The sequence below is a fragment of the Micromonospora sp. NBC_01699 genome (assembly GCF_036250065.1).
In the GTDB taxonomy this organism is placed as follows: Bacteria; Actinomycetota; Actinomycetes; order Mycobacteriales; family Micromonosporaceae; genus Micromonospora_G.
In genome coordinates this window covers 2,877,939-2,893,214 of the sequence record NZ_CP109199.1, presented here as the reverse complement: position 1 = coordinate 2,893,214, position 15,276 = coordinate 2,877,939, and the positions used below count along the sequence as shown (strand labels likewise).

Sequence of the window (15,276 nt, the reverse complement as noted above, 5' to 3'; positions counted from 1 at the left end):
CTTGAATGGGCGCAATAGACCGCCGCCGTACCCGGCCAAAGGTTCGCGGCGGCGGTCATCCCGGACGATAGGCAAATTTTCGCGATCCCGCACATAGCACATGTGTACGAACGAGCGCGGAACCCCGGAGCGAAGCTGGCCGGCAGCGTGGTCCGTCCGGGTCGAGGTAGCCAGTCTTCGAAAGTCCGCCGGGAAATATCGCGGTGGGATGTCGAGAACCGGCGGGCGGTTCCGTCCCCGCGACGAACACGGCCAGACCGGGGCCGTACCGCACCGAGGAGAACATGATGGCCAAGTACCTACTGCTCAAGCACTACCGGGGCGCGCCGGCAGCGGTCAACGACGTGCCGATGGACCAGTGGACGCCGGAGGAGGTCTCGGCCCACGTGCGGTACATGCAGGACTTCGGCGCTCGACTCGAAGGCACCGGCGAGTTCGTCGACGGGCAGGCGCTGTCCCCGCAGGGCACTTTCGTCCGCTACGACGGCGAGGGGCGGCCACCGATCACCGACGGCCCGTTCGCGGAGACCAAGGACCTGATCGCCGGCTGGATGGTGATCGACGTCGAGACGTACGAGCGGGCGCTTGAGCTGGCCGGCGAGTTGTCCGCCGCTCCGGGGGCGGGCGGCAAGCCGATCCACGAGTGGCTGGAGGTGCGCCCGTTCCTGTGCGCGCTGCCGACCATCACGGAGTGACGCGCGGTGGACGAGGCGCTGCTGCGTACCCTCACCCCCACCGTGATCGGCATCCTCGTCCGGCGCGGAGCCGACTTCGCGGCGGCCGAGGATGCCGTGCAGGACGCCCTGGTGGAGGCCGTGCGCGGGTGGCCGGACGACCCGCCGCGGGACCCGAAGGGCTGGCTGGTCACCGTGGCCTGGCGGAAGTTCCTCGACGCCGCCCGCGCCGACGCCTCCCGAAGGCACCGCGAGGTGCGCGCCGAGGGCGAGCCCGTGCCCGGCGCGGGCGAGGTGGACGACACGCTCCGGCTGTACTTCCTGTGCGCGCATCCGTCCCTGACAGCGGCTTCGGCCGTCGCGCTCACGCTGCGCGCGGTCGGCGGCCTGAGCACGCGGCAGATCGCGCAGGCGTACCTCGTGCCGGAGGCGACCATGGCCCAGCGGATCAGCCGGGCCAAGCGGACCGTCTCCGGTGTCCGGTTCAACCAGCCCGGTGACGTCGCGACGGTGCTGCGCGTGCTCTACCTTGTCTTCAACGAGGGCTACTCCGGTGACGTCGACCTCGCGGCCGAGGCGATCCGGCTCACCCGCCAGCTGGCGGTCGGGATCAACCACGAGGAGGTGGCCGGCCTGCTCGCGCTCATGCTGCTCCACCACGCCCGGCGCCCGGCCCGGACCGGCCCCGACGGCAGGCTCGTGCCCCTTGCCGAGCAGGACCGCGGCCGGTGGAACACCCGTTTGATCGCCGAGGGCGTCGACGTGCTCCAGGCCGCTCTGGCCCGCGACCGCCTGGGCGAGTTCCAGGCCCAGGCCGCCATCGCCGCGCTGCACGCCGACGCCCGGACGGCGCAGGAGACCGACTGGGTGCAGATCGTCGAGTGGTACGACGAACTGGTGCGCCTCACCGACAGTCCGGTGGCCCGCCTCAACCGGGCCGTCGCGGTCGGCGAGGCCGACGGCCCGCGCGCCGGCCTGGCCGCCCTGGCGGGGCTCGACCCGGCCCTGCCCCGCCACGCCGCCGTCGCGGCGTATCTGCACGAGCGTGACGGTGACCCGGTCACGGCGGCGCGGCTCTACGCCGAAGCCGCCCGATCGGCGCCCAACCTCCCCGAACGCGACCACCTCACGCGACAGGCGGCACGACTCAACATGGAACTGCGCAGCTGAGCGGCGGGAGGTCGAACCGGTCGGCGAACGCGGACATCTGGTCGCGCTGTTCCCGTGGGTCGGCCGAGGCGGGGCTCACCACCATCCGGGTCACCCCCTGGGCGGCGAGCGCCTCGACCCCGTCGACGGTCAGCTCGATCGAACCCCACCTGGTGTATTCGAGTCTTTCCGGGTCGCGGCCGGCCAGCTCGGCGGTCGACCGGACGAGGTTCCACTGGGCGGCCCGCTCGTCGGCGGTGAGGGCGCCGCCGGGAAAGTAACCGTCGCCGCGTGCCCCGGCCCGGCGGGCGGCCGGCCGGCTCGAACCGCCGACGTGGATCGGCAGGTGGGTGACGCCGTCCGGCTTGGGGTAGCTGCACAGGTCGTCGAAGTCGAAGAACTCCCCGTGGAAACTCACCCCCGCCTCGCCGCCCTCCCAGAGCAGCCGCAGCACGTCGATCGCCTCGTCGGCGCGCCGGCCACGGCTGCCGAAGTCCACCCCGAGCGCCCGTGCCTGGCCCGGCAGGGTGCCGAGCCCCACGGTGAGCAGCCGCATCCGGCCCCGGGAGAGCACGTCGATGGTGGCCAGGCGTTTGGCGAGGGTCACCGGGTGGTGGTACGGCAACAGCAGCACGCCCGTACCGAGCAGGATTCGGCGGGTGTTCGCGGCGACGAAGTTCAGCACGTCGAGCGGGTCGCCGTACGGCAGTGACGGCGGCACCGGCATCGCCCCGAACGTGGCGCCGGGGTAGAGCACGACGTGCTCCGGCACGTACATCGCCTCGAATCCGCACGCCTCGGCGTGCTGCGCGAAGCCGACGATGCGGTCCGGGTCCACGCCGTAGAACGGGGTGCTGTAGCTGATCGCGAACCTCATCGTCGTCCTCTCCGTCGGTCCCGGCGACGCAAGACCTCGCTGTCGGCGACGCAAGACCTCGCTGTCGGCGACGCAAGACCTCGCTGTCGGCGACGCAAGATCTTGCCGCCGGCGACGCTAGACGTTGCCGCCGGTGTCAACGCAAGATGCGGGCGTCAGGTGCTGACCCGCGCGCGGTCGCATAGCGCCCGGCCCGGCTGGGTAACACGACTCCGGCCGGGGACGTGCGTCCGCGTGCGACGATCCAGACAGACACGGGGGTGCTGATGTTCCTGATTTTCGGCTGGCGCACGAAGGCCCAACTCCTGGGTACGGTGCTGATGGCCTGCCGGGTGTGCGGGCAGCCCGGCAACCTGCTGGTGGTTCGTGAGGTCACCAGGCTGAGTCTGTTCTTCATCCCGCTGATCCCGATCAGGACGAAGTACGTGGTGCGGTGCGCCAACCCGTACTGCGGTGCGGGGACCGGGGTGAGCGCGGACGAGGCGCGGCGGCTGCTCGCCACCGGCGCCGGGTCGACGCGCTGACCGGAAACGCTCAGCCGGTCGGCGCGGCGGGGCCCGGCGGGATCGAGTCGATCACCGAGACCAGTACGCCCCGCGCCTGCTCCAACTCGCGGATCATCCCGTCGACGCGGGCCTTCTCGACCAGCAGGCTGGACCGCAGCTCCGGCGACTGCTCGCCCTCGAAGCAGGGCAGCAGTTCCGCTATCTTCTCGCTGCACAGCGCCGCCGAGTAGAGCCGCTGGATCAGCTCGACCCGAGCCACCGCGTCGTGGTGATAGCGGCGCTGGCCGCCGGAGGTCCGTTCGCTGGACAGCAGCCCCTGCTGCTCGTAGTAGCGCAGCGACCGGACGCTGACCCCACTGGCAGTGGCGAGTTCACCGATCCGCATCGTCGCTCCGCGTTTCGTACTTGCACCTGACACCAACGTCAGGTTTTAACATACCCGGCATGCCCGAGAACACAAGATCGAACGAGGTCCGTCAACTCCGCGTGGTCGTCGAGGCGGCGGACTACGAGGCGGCGGTGGCGCTGTACCGGGACGTACTCGGCCTTCGGTCGGAGGCGGCGTACGCGGGTGAGGGCGACGCCCGGGTGGTCATCCTCGACGCGGGCCGGGCAACCCTGGAACTCGCCAACCCCGCCCAGCGGGCGATGATCGACCGGGTCGAGGTCGGGCGGCCGGCGAGCCCGCACATCCGTCTCGCGTTCCAGGTGGACGACGCGGCAACCGCGACGGACGCGCTGGTGGGAGCGGGCGCCGCGCTTGTCGCCCCGCCGACCAAGACGCCCTGGGACTCGCTGAACTCACGCCTGGAGACCCCCGGCGACCTACAGATCACCCTGTTCCAGGAACTCGGCGCCGAGGCCGCGACGCCGACCGACGTCCCCTTCGCGCTGGTGGACGTGTTCGGCGACGCCCCGCTCACCGGCAACCCGCTCGCGGTGGTGGACCTGACCGACTGGGACCGGCCGGTGGACGAGGCGTGGTACCCGACCGTCGCCCGGGAACTCAACCAGTCCGAGACCACGTTCATCCTGCCCGGCCGGGACGGTGCCGTACGGGAGCTGCGTTCGTTCACGGCCGGCGGGGTGGAGGTCTTCGGCGCCGGTCACAACGCGCTGGGCGCCTGGTGGTGGCTGCTGGAGACGGGTCGCCTCGGTCGCACCGAGCCCGGTACGGAGATCGTCCAGCGGATCGGCGGCCGGAACCTGCCGGTGGTGGTCCGCGACGACGGCCGGCTCGACATGCGCCAGACCGCAGCCCGCTTCGGCGCGTACGCCGACCCCGCGCTGGTCGCCCGCGCCGTCGGCCTCGACCCGGACGACATCTCCGAGGAACTGCCGCCGCAGGTGGTGGACACCGGGGCGAACCACCTGATGGTGCTGCTCCGCAGCGGCGACGCGCTCGCGGTGGCCACCCCGGACAGGCCCGCGCTGATCGCGGTCGCGCGGACCGTCGCCGCGCAGGGCGTCTACCTGGCCTGGCTCGATGGCGCGCAACCGCAGCCGACGGTGCACACCCGATTCTTCAACCCCGGCGTGGGTCTGGACGAGGACCCGGCCACCGGCAGCGCCGCCGGCCCGCTGGCCGCCCTGCTGCACCGCCACGAACTGCTCGCCACCGACCAGCGGCTCACCATCGTCCAGGGCGAGAAAATGGGCCGCCGGAGCACGATCACGGCCGGGGTGGACCCCGACGGCGTCGCCGCCGTCTCCGGTCGCGGTTTCATCACCGTACGCGGAAGCATCCATCCGCCGAGCCCGGTCGCGCCCGCCCGGCGGTCATGAGGCCGCGTTCATCAGGTCGACGGCGCTGTGCTGCCGGGCGGCGTCGGTCGAGTCGAGCGGCCCCGCCCAGCGCAGCCCGTAGGCGTCGAGGGCGTTGCGGTCCGTCGCGTACGCGCTGTCCGCCTGCCGTCGCAGATACCCGGTGTACGGCCGGTCCGCCAGCACGCCGTTGAGGATCGCCAACCCACGCACGTACGCGCCCTTGAACGACGGACCGTCGGCGCCGCAGTCCGGTTCGCACGGTTCGCGCAGGATCCCGTTCGGGTTCAGCGCGGTGCTGGCCGTGGCGGCGTCGCCGATCCGCCGCGCGACGCTCAGCACGGCCGTGTCGCCGGTGGCCCGGTACAGCTCGGTCAGCCCACCGATCAGCGATCCCTGGTTGTAGGACCAGGTGGGGCGGGTGTTGGCCCGGCAGGTGGCGAGGTCGATACCGTCGACCACCAGGTTGCCCTGGTTGACCATCCCGGTGCCGGCGAACCAGGTCCAGGTGGCGCGGGCCCGTTGCAGGTAGACGGTGTCGCCCGGCAGCCGGTTGTGCAGTGCCGCGGTGAGATGCAGGTAGAGGCTGTTGGCGATGGCCGCCTTGTAGGTGCGCGCGGTGCTCCACCACACCCCGCCGCCGCAGGTGCCGTCCCAGTAGGCCGCCATGTGCTCCGCCCCGGCACGGGCGGTGTCGAGGTAGCGGCGCTCACCGGTCAGGTCGTACGCCCTGATCCAGGCCAGTGCCCACCAGCCGGTGTCGTCGATGTACTCGTTGGTGAAGTTGCCGCCGTACGCGTTGAGGTTGCGGTCGTAGGTGTTGGCGATGGCGTAGCGGTAGCTGCCCATGCCGGTGACCCTGATGTTGTCGACAACGGCGGTGAGCGCGTTGGCCGAGTTCCACCAGCCCGTCGTGGCGAACAGGCCGGTGCCGGTGTTGTAGAACTGCATCAACGCCGTGACCGCCGCCGTCCGCCGCTCGCCCGCGTTCCAGGTCGTACGCGCCCAGGCGGTGCACGCGACCTCGGGCCGGTCGCCCGCCCTGCCGCACGCTCGCATGGCGCCGACACCGAGGCCGGCCCAGTCGTCAACGTTGAACATCGACGTGCGCCGCGTACGGCTGCCGGTCGGGATGGTCGCGGCGCCGAGCCGGCTCCCGGACGCCCAGGTGCGACCACCGTCGAAGGATCGGTCGAGCCAGACCTCGTCGCCGGGGTTGCCGTTGTCGACAACCGCCCAGGACATCGCGTCGGCGTCGTCGAAGTGCAGGGTGATGTGGCGCGACCAGACCGAGGCGGCCACCGGGCTGCGATCGCCGGGCGACAGCGCCGGATCGCGACCGTCGCAGTATCTGTTGCAGATGACGGCGGCCTGCGCGGCGCCGGCCGGCACGACCGCGCCGACCGCGACGAGCAGGGCGACACACACCAGACGGAACCCGGTACGGACCACGAGGTCCTCCTCCGCATCCATGAGAGCGCTCTCCACGAGATTGTTACCGATCGATGTCCAACGCGTCAACGAACGTCGACCGGCAGCGGTGTCGACGGTCGGGGCGGCGACCCCCGCAGGGGTCCACGTTGATTGGGAAACGTCGTTATGCTGCCCCTATGGCTTCAGCGAAACGATCACGGGCCGGCGCGTGGGTGGCCGTCGCGGTGACGATCCTCTGCACGATCGTCACGCTGCTGATCCTCGCCGCAGCGGTCTTCACCGCCGTCATCCTCGCCGCCGATCACGAGCTGACCGGCGCCACCTGGCTGTCCATCGTCATCCTCACCATGTTCGGCGTGATCAGTGGCCTGGGGACCGCATACCTCGGCCGACGCGCCAGGCAGGAGTTCCGCGCGGTTCGTTGAACGCGCCTGGGTCCCGACGCCTCCAAGCTCTTGATCCAGAAGTACAAGGAAAGGTAATTAATGCGATGAGGATCAGACCGGACCGGTTCTGAGCATCAGCCCTGCGGGCTGGAGCAATTTCATCAGCAGCATGCACTGAGATCCACCAACCCCTACAACGGTTGTTCCGCAGACAAGGCAATCTGATCAGGGAACAGAAAGACGGGAGGGGCAAGCATCGCTTGCCCCTCCCGTTACTTGTCTTCCTCTTTCGGAATGAAGTTCACCGTCCTGCCGCCAGGCTGATTCTCCTTAACACCTGTGATCTTATATTTGGCCAGCTAGTTGGCCTTTTGATCTCTCCTGAACTTTTCGAACCGAGGACCGGTTGCCCTGATATTTCAGCGGAACTGGACGTACGTGCGGAACTGCTTGCCGTCGTCGAGCGAGAGGACGAACTCGCGGCAGGTTCCGGCCCAGTCCCGTTCCGTCTTCCACGGATAGGTGTAGCGGTCGTGCCCGCTCGCCTCAAGCTTCGAGCGGCCGGGCGTCTCCGCCTTCACCGGCAACGGCCCCGGCGTGATCGTCCCGTCCGGGTTGACCGTGGCCAGGGTCGCGCAGTCGACCAGCCGGGAGTAGGGCGAATTGCTGGCGAGAATGTCCCGGCCACGGTAACGGCCGAGATTGAACTGCATCGGGGCGGTGGAGCCCGCCTTCACGCTGTTGAGCGCCGGCTTCGCGGACCGGTTCGAGAACGGCCGCTCACACGACGGGTGCGTGTCGTACGCGCCGGAGTTGTCGTCCCGGCCGGTGGTGCCCTGTACGGCGCTGTAGCCGAGGCCCCGGCGGGCGAAGGAGGCCCACAGGGTGCAGTTGTTCTCGCCCCCGGTCAGCGCCGCGTCGGCGGCGATGATCGCGTCCCGGGCGACCACGAAACCGGGTGCGCAGCCCTGGATCTTCAACCCGTCGATGACGAGTTGCATGGCGAGGTTGTTGCCGCCGGTGTTCCAGCGGCCGTACGCGTTGCGGTTGAGACCGTGCCGGTCGATCAGGTCCCAGGTCATGTCCCAGAGCACGGCGGCCCAGCCGTGGCCGATGCCGTGCGGCGCGGCCAGTGAGGTGCCGTCCAGCCAGGCACCGGTCTTGATGCTGTCGTAGGTGAACGGCTGGATCTCCATGTTCCGCGAGTACGGCCGGGGCCGGAAGCCGTCACCCGAGCGGCTGTCGGCGAACTGGGCGTACTGGCCGTAGCCGCGCGGGCCCTCGGGGTCGTCGAGATCGGGGTTGATCAGCGACACGATGGCGAGGAAGTCGCTCCAGCCCTCGCCCATCTGCTCCTGGCCGCTGAGGCAGTTGACGTTCGGGCCGCCGGTCAGCCGGTTCGAGACGCCGTGTCCGTACTCGTGGAAGATCGTCTCGGACCGGAAGGCGGCGTCGCGCATCGCCGGCCGGTCGACGTTGCGGTGCACCCGCCCCGACGCCGGCAGACTCGCCCGCAGGGCGGCGGCGTCGGCCTGGCTCACCATCACGGCCGGGATGCCGACCGGTGGGTTCATCGAACCGTTCATCACCACGGGGGCGCCCGCGACGTTGTTGGCGACGACCACCGCGACCGCACCGGCGGCCTCGGCGTTGACGACCTGGGTGTAGTAGTTGCAGGTGCCGGTACGGTCGACCAGCGCGATCGACCCCGCCGGCAGGCTGTACGGGGTGCAGCCGTCGCCCACCGCGTCGACACCGTCGTCCACCGAGACGACCTGGCCGCCGAAGCCGGTGTTGGTCGGGGCGGGGGTGAAGCGGGCGTACTCGGCCTGGTAGGTGCCGGCCGCCGGCCCGGAGCCGACGGTCACCGCGTTCGGCAGCCCGAACTGGTTGCCCGGCCAGAGGAACATCTGCATCCGGGGGGCGCCACCGTCCTGCGCCGGGGTGGAGAAGTTGGCGTTGTTCTGGCCGGAGCCGTCCTGCGCCTCGCACCGGACGTCGTCCCCGCCGACGCCACCGCGCTCGTAGTTGTTGACCTGGAAGTTGCCGCCGACCTCGTTGAAGCCGTACCGGTAGGTCAGGTCGTGCACGACGTTGCACCAGTAGAAGAGGTTCGCCACGGCGGCGTCGGTGTAGGTCTGCGGCTGCTGGTTCAGGTCGGCCGGGAAGTCGAAGTCGAGACCGGGGCCGCCGTCGGGCACGCTGTTCGGGTCGGGCTGGTTGTTCGCGTCGCGATCGGCGTACGCGCGGACGTTGTTGCCCTGCGTGGTGCTCGATTCCGCGCCGGCCACCCCGTCGGTGTCGTGCCAGCCGTACGGGGAGGCGAACGCGTCGGCCGGGTTGGTGATCCGGCTGCGTGGACCCTCGTTCGGGTCGTTCTTCGGAAACGTGAAGACCCGGTAGCTCGAACCGTCGTTCACCCGGACCGGCGGCAACTGCGGTTTGACGTCGACCGGGCGGGTCGGACCGTGGCCGCTCGTACCGGTGCGGCGGCCCAGGGTGTCGGCCAGCTGCTCGGGCGCGTCGTGCGTGGTCCAGTCGTCCACGTTCAGCAGGGCACCGGTGGTGCCGTCGACGGTGGCGTTCCAGAGGTGCGCCTCGGCGGACTCGTCGATCACCAGCTGCCAGGCGAGCCGCAGTCCGTCGTCGGTCCGCTGCCAACCGAGCCGGGCCGGGATCGGCTGCTCCGAGACGCCGGCACCGGAGACCACTGTGCGTCGGGCCGGGCCGGTGCTGCGGTCGAGCACCTGCGGAGCGGCCGGTTCGGGCAGGTCGAGCGCCTCGGCCGCCGCCTGCACCGCGGCGGGAGCGTCCAGCACCGCACTGCCGGAGGGCCTGTCGGCCAGGCCGGGGGCCAGGGTGTGGCCGACGAAGACGACGCTGCCGTCGCGGGCGATGCTGACCGTGGCGGTCGCCCCGAAGACCTCCAGTTCTCGGAACCGCTGGGACAGGTTGACGTGGGTGACCCCGTTGTGTTCGCTGGTGTAACTGGAGGAGACGACGAGGTCGCCGAGGTCGGCGGTGGTCACCCCGTACCGGGCGGGGTTCGCGCGCAGGTGCTCGATCGCGATGTTCTCGGGCTTGCCCTGGTTCGGGCCGGTGAGGAACAACGCGTTGCGACCGTCCGTACCGGAGTCGCCCGTGGTGTTGTCCGGTGCGGCCGAGGCGGGCTGCGCCGTCATCGGCACCAGGGCCGCCACGAGTGCGGTGACCAGCAGAAATGCGGCGTGGCGGCGGACCGGGATGAGATGGGGAAATGGCTGCACCGGTGCTCCCTTCGTTGCTGGAGATCACACAGGGATTTCACTGACGGTACGGATCACTTCACGATCGGTCGTCCGACGGATGTTCAAAATCATCAATGTCTTGTGCTACGGCTGTCGGACCCGCGCCCACCCGGACGTACCACCACGGACATCGACCTCGGTCACCCGCGGAGCAGGGTGACCGCGAGGGCCGCCATCAGGACGGCTACCAGCCCGTCCACCACCCGCCAGGCGCCGGGCCGGGCCAGCAGCGGGGCGAGCCGGTGCGCACCGAAGCCGAGCGCGGTGAACCAGACCACGCTGGCCAGGACGGCGCCGGACCCGAACAGCCAACGGTTGTCGTACCGGTTGGCGACCGTGCCCAGCAGCAGCACCGTGTCCAGGTACACGTGCGGGTTCAGGTAGGTGAAGGCCAGACACGTCGCGATCGTCGTACCCAGCGCGACCGGTTGACGGTCGGTCGGCGTCAGCGTGCCGGGGCGCAGCGCCCGCCGGGCGGCGAACACGGCGTAACACAGCAGGAACGCGGCACCGGCCCAGCGGACCGTACCGGCGATCGTCGGATGCTCCGCGATCACCGCTCCGAGTCCGGCGATCCCGACGGCGATCAGCAGCGCGTCCGACACCGCGCAGGTCAGCACCACCGGAAGCACGTGCTGCCGGCGCAGCCCCTGACGGAGGACGAACGCGTTCTGGGCGCCGATGGCGGCGATGAGCCCGATGGCGGCGGTGAAGCCGGCGAGCGTCGAGGTAAGCATCGGGCCGACGGTACGGATCGGCCCGAGCACACTCCAGCTAAAGAAAATCATGCATCGTTAGAATCTCTTAACATGGTGCTCGACTCCGGCCAGTTGGCCACCCTCCAGTCGGTGGTCGACGAGGGCAGCTTCGAAGGCGCGGCCCGCGCGCTGCACATCACCCCGTCGGCGGTCAGCCAACGGATCAAGGCGCTGGAACAGGCCGCCGGGCAGGTGCTGGTCCGGCGTACGAAACCGTGCCAACCCACCGAGGCGGGTCGGCCCCTGGTCCGGTTGGCCGGACAACTCGCCCTGCTGGAGCGGGAGGCACTGGACGCCGCGCGCGGTCCGCTGGCCGGGCGGCAACCCCGTACCCGGATCGCGGTGGTGGTGAACGCCGACTCGCTCGCCACCTGGTTCCTGCGCGCACTCGCGCAACTGCCGACGGACCTCGCGTACTGCTTCGACCTGCACCAGGACGACCAGGACCACACCGCGGACCTGCTCCGCGACGGAACGGTGATGGCGGCGGTGACCGCGCAGCGGGTCGCCGTCCAGGGGTGTCGGGTGCACCGGCTCGGCGCCATGCGCTACCTGGCCATGGCCTCGCCCGAGTTGCACCGCGCCCACTTCGCGGGAACCGACACCGTCTCGGCGCTGGCCACCGCGCCGATGGTCCGCCTCGACCGCAAGGACGAGTTGCAACACCGTTTCGCCGGCGGGCTGACCCGACGGCGGCTCGACCCACCGACCCACTATGTGCCGGCGGTGTCGGCGTTCATCGAGGCGATCCGGCTCGGGCTGGGCTGGGCCATGGTGCCCGAACGGATCGCCCGGGAGGACATGGCGACCGGCCGGCTGGTCGACATCTCCCCCGGCCGGCATCTCGACGTGCCCCTCTACTGGCAGTCCTGGCGACTGGAGTCGACGGCGTTGACCATCCTGACCGGGGCCGTCCGGGCGGCAGCCGCGGAGGCACTGCGCTGAGGCGGCCAGCTCGACGGGTAGCGACGCAGGCCGAGACGGGCCAGTGGACCCGCATCGACAACGTTGATGACGCGGCAGCCGACCCGGTCGCGCCATCACCACTACCGAAAGGAGTGGAGAGCGGGAGTTCCGACGGATGCCGGATCTCCCGCTCGAATTCGCAACTCCGGTCCGACCGAACAGGCGCCCCTGTCAGCAGTGAGGGAGAACGTTCTGTACGTAGCCGGTGTCGAGGTAGTAGTCACTGACCCAGTGCTGCTGTGCCGCCGGGATGTCCAGCCGGACCCAGATGTCGTAACTGTAGACCGGAGTCCCGGTTGACCAACACATCAGCTCGACCGTCGCACCGTTGGGGAATGAGGACCACGGACCCGTGGCCCGCGGGTAGTTGGTACCCGGCCCGTTACGCACGGTCAATGAGCTGCCGGGATCGATGCCGATGACCTTGGTGCACTTGGAGCCCGGATCGGAGCCCGCCCCCGGACAGCGGAAGACATTGGCGGCGGAAGCGGGCGACGCGAATAGCAGAGTGGACCCGATTGCTGCCGCCATCGTGAACGCGGCAATGATGGAACGCTTCGACATTACTGTGCCTCCGAACGACTCTGGTGATTGTCAGTCACCTGTCAGCGACTACCTTGAGAAATCTTCGAACTGTCGGCTACATTTCCGCTACAACGCGGACAGTGATCTGGCGTCGACAGGATCCGGGTGAGTGGTCACCACGACGATCGAGGGGTCGCAGTGGAATTCCAGGTGCTCGGCCCACTGTCGGTGACGCGTGCCGGCAAGACCGTCGACCTCCAGCCCGGCCACAAACCCACGCTGCTGCTGGCGATCCTGCTGGCCCGCGCACCACAGGTCGTGTCGATCGACGAGTTGCTCTCCGGCGTCTGGGGTGACCGGCCGCCCCGATCCGCACGATCAAACATCCACCAGTACGTTCACCGGCTGCGTCTCGCGCTCGGGCCGGAGCGGATTACCAGCCACCCGGCCGGCTACTCACTGTCCACCTCGGATGACGAGGTGGATGCCGCCCGGTTCCGCGCGCTCGTGACACACGCCAGGCACGACCTCGACCAGGCCCGGACGGAGGACGCCAACCTGGGCCTGCGCTCGGCGCTCGATCTCTGGCGGGGACCCGCGTTCGACGGGTTCCTCGACTGCGAGCCGGTGGCCGCCGAGGCCGACCGGCTCGAACAGCAACGGTTGTCGGTCCAGGAACGGTGGACGGAGACCGAGCTGGACCTCGGCCGGCACCGGGAGATGGTGGAGGTCCTCACCGAACTCATGAACGCCCGTCCCTACGGGGAGGGCATTCGCGCCCAACTCATGCTCGCCCTGCACCGCAGCGGCCGCCGGGCGGACGCGTTGGACCTGTACCGCCGGACCCGGAACCGGTTCGTCGCCGAGTTGGGAGTCGAGCCGGGCGAGGCGTTGCAGTTGCTGCACCGGCGCATCCTGGTCGGAACGCCCGGCGCTCTCGGCGGCGCGGCACCGGCCCCGCACACCGGTGGCGCCCTGAACCAGTTGCCGCCGCTGTTCGCATCCTTCGTCGGTCGGGCCACCGAGCGGGCACAGCTCGTCGAGGCACTCATCAGCCGGCCCGCCACGTCCCCGGTGGTGGTCGGCATCTCCGGCCTCGGCGGACTCGGCAAGACGAGCATCGCGGTCTGGGCGGCGAACTCGGTCCTTGATGCGTACCCGGACGGCTGCGTCTTCGCCGACCTGCGTGGCACCGACACCAAGCCACTGTCGCCCCATGCGGTGCTGGGTGCGCTCCTGCGTGCGCTGGGGGTTCAAGGTCCCGAACTGCCACAGGGACGTACCGCCCGGCTCGGTCTGTACCGGACGATGACGGCCACCCTGCGCCTGCTCATCGTGCTCGACAACGCCGACGACGAGCCGCAGGTCCGTCCGCTGATACCCGGTGGTCCGGGCTGCGCGGTCATCGTGACCTCGCGGCGCGCACTGTCCGGGCTGGAACGGACACACGTCCTCGAACTGGATCCGCTCACCGACCGCGAGGGAATCGAACTGCTGCGAGCGGAGGTCGGCCCGCGTGTTCTCGCCGACCTCACCGGGGTCGCGGACCTGATCCGCTGGTGCGGCGGGCTGCCCCTGGCGATCCGCATCGTCGCCGGCCGGCTGCGGTCACGGAACGCACCCGGTCCGAGCCAGCTGGTCGGCCTCCTAAAGGAGTCCGGCAATCCGATGGACGAGTTGCATCTCGGTGACCTCAACGTTCGCAGTTCCTTCATGCTCAGCTATCGGCGGCTGAGCCCGATCGCCGCCACGCTCCTGGCCTACCTCGGCCGGCTGGGCATCGCTCGTTTCGACCTGGCCGTCTGCGTGCCGCTGGTGGCGGCGGAGCACAGGTCCGCCGTTGACGCGCTCGCCGAACTCGATCGGGCAGGTCTGGTCACGGGTGAATATTCCGGTCGGTCCGACGGTGCCCGCTACCGCATGCACGATCTCGTGAGGTCGTTCGCCGCTGACCAATCCGCGAGCGGTCCCGGTGATGGCTACCGTGACGCGCTGGGTCGGCTCGTCGGACATTACATCGCGACGATGTGTGTCAGCCGGGACTTCGTCCACGGCGGCTCGTTGCACCATCTTCCAATCGTGGTCGCGCCGGCCAGACCATTTCCCGACGAGGTAGCGACGCTGGCCTGGCTCGACAACGAGGTGGACAACATCGTGGCCGCACTGCCGGCCTTCGCCGCCGCGGGACTACACGAGGAGGTCTGGCAGGTCGCCTACCTGCTCCGTCCGTACCTTCGTCTGAGGCACCGGTCCGATGACCGGTACGCCGTCAGCGCGGCGGGCGTGGAGAGCGCCCGCCTGATCGGGGACCAGCTCGCGGAGGCCCTGTTACTCGAATGCCTGGCATCCGCACACCACGACGACAGCCTCCGGGATCCACTCACCAAGCTGCACTACGAGCGGGCGCACCTACTGTTCCGTACGGTCGGCAGCCAGATCGGGATGGCGATCTGTGAAGATCAGCTCGGCGTCTACTACCAGAGCGTCGGCGAGCTGGAACTCGCGGAGCAGCACCACCGTAGGGCTCTCTCGGTTCCCGAATACATGAACGACCCGGGAAACGGCTCTCGCTCGCACATCAGCCTCGGCACCCTCTACGGCCGGCAGGAACGGTACGCCGACGCGGAGCGCGAGTTCCACCTCGCACTCGCGCTCGCGGTGGACACCCACGACCAGTATGTGGCGTGTTTCGCCCACCACAACCTTGCCTATCTCTACCATCTCCGGGGACGACCCGACGAGGCCCGGTCCCATGCGACCGCCGAGATCGAGCTGGCGGTGGCCATCCGGAACAGACTGCGCGAGGCGCGCGGATGGGATCTGCTCGGCGACATTCACCACGAATTCGATCGGGACGCGGCGACGACGGCGTGGAATCGGGCCGTGGACCTGTACGAACAACTCGGCAGCGACCGCGCAGCCGATGTCCGATCCCGGATGCACAGGTAGG

General features: G+C 69.8%; 13 protein-coding genes. 7 read left to right on the top strand and 6 right to left on the bottom strand.

Annotated features, from left to right (window positions below):
• Positions 1 to 287 precede the first annotated feature (287 nt).
• Both OG792_RS12990 and OG792_RS12985 read left to right on the top strand, forming a co-directional pair.
• Positions 288 to 695 (top strand): YciI family protein, encoded by a 408-nt coding sequence (locus tag OG792_RS12990; protein WP_329109705.1) that lies wholly within the window; start codon positions 288 to 290, stop codon positions 693 to 695.
• 6 nt (positions 696 to 701) lie between these two features.
• On the top strand, positions 702 to 1,844 hold the full coding sequence (locus OG792_RS12985; protein ID WP_329109704.1) for an RNA polymerase sigma factor: 1,143 nt from the start codon (positions 702 to 704) through the stop codon (positions 1,842 to 1,844).
• Here the strand turns inward: OG792_RS12985 and OG792_RS12980 are convergent.
• Positions 1,822 to 2,700: a TIGR03619 family F420-dependent LLM class oxidoreductase gene (locus OG792_RS12980; RefSeq protein WP_329109702.1), complete on the bottom strand. Its 879-nt coding sequence runs from the start codon at positions 2,698 to 2,700 to the stop codon at positions 1,822 to 1,824. The two genes, OG792_RS12985 and OG792_RS12980, sit on opposite strands and share 23 nt — an antisense overlap.
• 266 nt (positions 2,701 to 2,966) lie before the next feature.
• On the opposite strand from OG792_RS12980, the gene OG792_RS12975 reads away from it, so the two are divergent.
• Entirely contained in the window at positions 2,967 to 3,224 is a 258-nt protein-coding gene (locus OG792_RS12975; protein ID WP_329109701.1) for a zinc-ribbon domain-containing protein, read from the top strand.
• A 10-nt stretch (positions 3,225 to 3,234) separates the two neighbouring features.
• Here OG792_RS12975 and OG792_RS12970 read toward each other — a convergent pair whose 3' ends face one another.
• Positions 3,235 to 3,591, bottom strand: a complete 357-nt coding sequence (locus tag OG792_RS12970) for a MerR family transcriptional regulator (protein ID WP_329109700.1) — start codon at positions 3,589 to 3,591, stop codon at positions 3,235 to 3,237.
• Positions 3,592 to 3,650: 59 nt separating this feature from the next.
• On the opposite strand from OG792_RS12970, the gene OG792_RS12965 reads away from it, so the two are divergent.
• Positions 3,651 to 4,991 carry a PhzF family phenazine biosynthesis isomerase gene (locus tag OG792_RS12965; RefSeq protein ID WP_329109699.1) on the top strand — a complete coding sequence of 447 codons (1,341 nt, stop codon included), beginning with the start codon at positions 3,651 to 3,653 and terminating at the stop codon, positions 4,989 to 4,991.
• Here the strand turns inward: OG792_RS12965 and OG792_RS12960 are convergent.
• Positions 4,986 to 6,443: a glycoside hydrolase family 76 protein gene (locus tag OG792_RS12960; RefSeq protein ID WP_329109698.1), complete on the bottom strand. Its 1,458-nt coding sequence runs from the start codon at positions 6,441 to 6,443 to the stop codon at positions 4,986 to 4,988. The genes OG792_RS12965 and OG792_RS12960 overlap by 6 nt on opposite strands.
• Positions 6,444 to 6,580: 137 nt before the next feature.
• On the opposite strand from OG792_RS12960, the gene OG792_RS12955 reads away from it, so the two are divergent.
• The gene (locus OG792_RS12955; protein WP_329109697.1) at positions 6,581 to 6,829 is read left to right on the top strand and encodes a hypothetical protein; all 249 of its coding nucleotides are present in this window, start codon (positions 6,581 to 6,583) and stop codon (positions 6,827 to 6,829) included.
• Positions 6,830 to 7,209: 380 nt separating this feature from the next.
• On the opposite strand, the gene OG792_RS12950 is transcribed toward OG792_RS12955, so the two are convergent.
• Both OG792_RS12950 and OG792_RS12945 read right to left on the bottom strand, forming a co-directional pair.
• Entirely contained in the window at positions 7,210 to 10,056 is a 2,847-nt protein-coding gene (locus OG792_RS12950) for a M36 family metallopeptidase (RefSeq protein ID WP_329109695.1), read from the bottom strand.
• A gap of 161 nt (positions 10,057 to 10,217) precedes the next feature.
• Positions 10,218 to 10,814 carry a LysE/ArgO family amino acid transporter gene (locus tag OG792_RS12945; protein WP_329109693.1) on the bottom strand — a complete coding sequence of 199 codons (597 nt, stop codon included), beginning with the start codon at positions 10,812 to 10,814 and terminating at the stop codon, positions 10,218 to 10,220.
• 75 nt (positions 10,815 to 10,889) lie between these two features.
• On the opposite strand from OG792_RS12945, the gene OG792_RS12940 reads away from it, so the two are divergent.
• Positions 10,890 to 11,780, top strand: a complete 891-nt coding sequence (locus OG792_RS12940; RefSeq protein ID WP_329111241.1) for a LysR family transcriptional regulator ArgP — start codon at positions 10,890 to 10,892, stop codon at positions 11,778 to 11,780.
• Between the two features lie 192 nt (positions 11,781 to 11,972).
• Here the strand turns inward: OG792_RS12940 and OG792_RS12935 are convergent, their stop codons facing one another.
• Positions 11,973 to 12,365, bottom strand: a complete 393-nt coding sequence (locus OG792_RS12935) for a hypothetical protein (protein WP_329109692.1) — start codon at positions 12,363 to 12,365, stop codon at positions 11,973 to 11,975.
• A 159-nt stretch (positions 12,366 to 12,524) separates the two neighbouring features.
• Between OG792_RS12935 and OG792_RS12930 the strand changes: the two genes are divergently transcribed.
• A complete protein-coding gene (locus OG792_RS12930; RefSeq protein ID WP_329109691.1) occupies positions 12,525 to 15,275 on the top strand; it encodes an AfsR/SARP family transcriptional regulator in 2,751 nt (916 codons plus the stop codon).
• Position 15,276 lies beyond the last annotated feature (1 nt).

Bases quoted from the DNA above. Each gene is read 5' to 3' on its own strand.
- OG792_RS12960 (WP_329109698.1), bottom strand. From the start codon at position 6,443: ATGGATGCGGAGGAGGACCTCGTGGTCCGTACCGGGTTCCGTCTGGTG.
- OG792_RS12975 (WP_329109701.1), top strand. From the start codon at position 2,967: ATGTTCCTGATTTTCGGCTGGCGCACGAAGGCCCAACTCCTGGGTACG.
- OG792_RS12965 (WP_329109699.1), top strand. From the start codon at position 3,651: ATGCCCGAGAACACAAGATCGAACGAGGTCCGTCAACTCCGCGTGGTC.
- OG792_RS12945 (WP_329109693.1), bottom strand. From the start codon at position 10,814: ATGCTTACCTCGACGCTCGCCGGCTTCACCGCCGCCATCGGGCTCATC.
- OG792_RS12935 (WP_329109692.1), bottom strand. From the start codon at position 12,365: ATGTCGAAGCGTTCCATCATTGCCGCGTTCACGATGGCGGCAGCAATC.
- OG792_RS12990 (WP_329109705.1), top strand. From the start codon at position 288: ATGGCCAAGTACCTACTGCTCAAGCACTACCGGGGCGCGCCGGCAGCG.
- OG792_RS12970 (WP_329109700.1), bottom strand. From the start codon at position 3,591: ATGCGGATCGGTGAACTCGCCACTGCCAGTGGGGTCAGCGTCCGGTCG.
- OG792_RS12955 (WP_329109697.1), top strand. From the start codon at position 6,581: ATGGCTTCAGCGAAACGATCACGGGCCGGCGCGTGGGTGGCCGTCGCG.
- OG792_RS12980 (WP_329109702.1), bottom strand. From the start codon at position 2,700: ATGAGGTTCGCGATCAGCTACAGCACCCCGTTCTACGGCGTGGACCCG.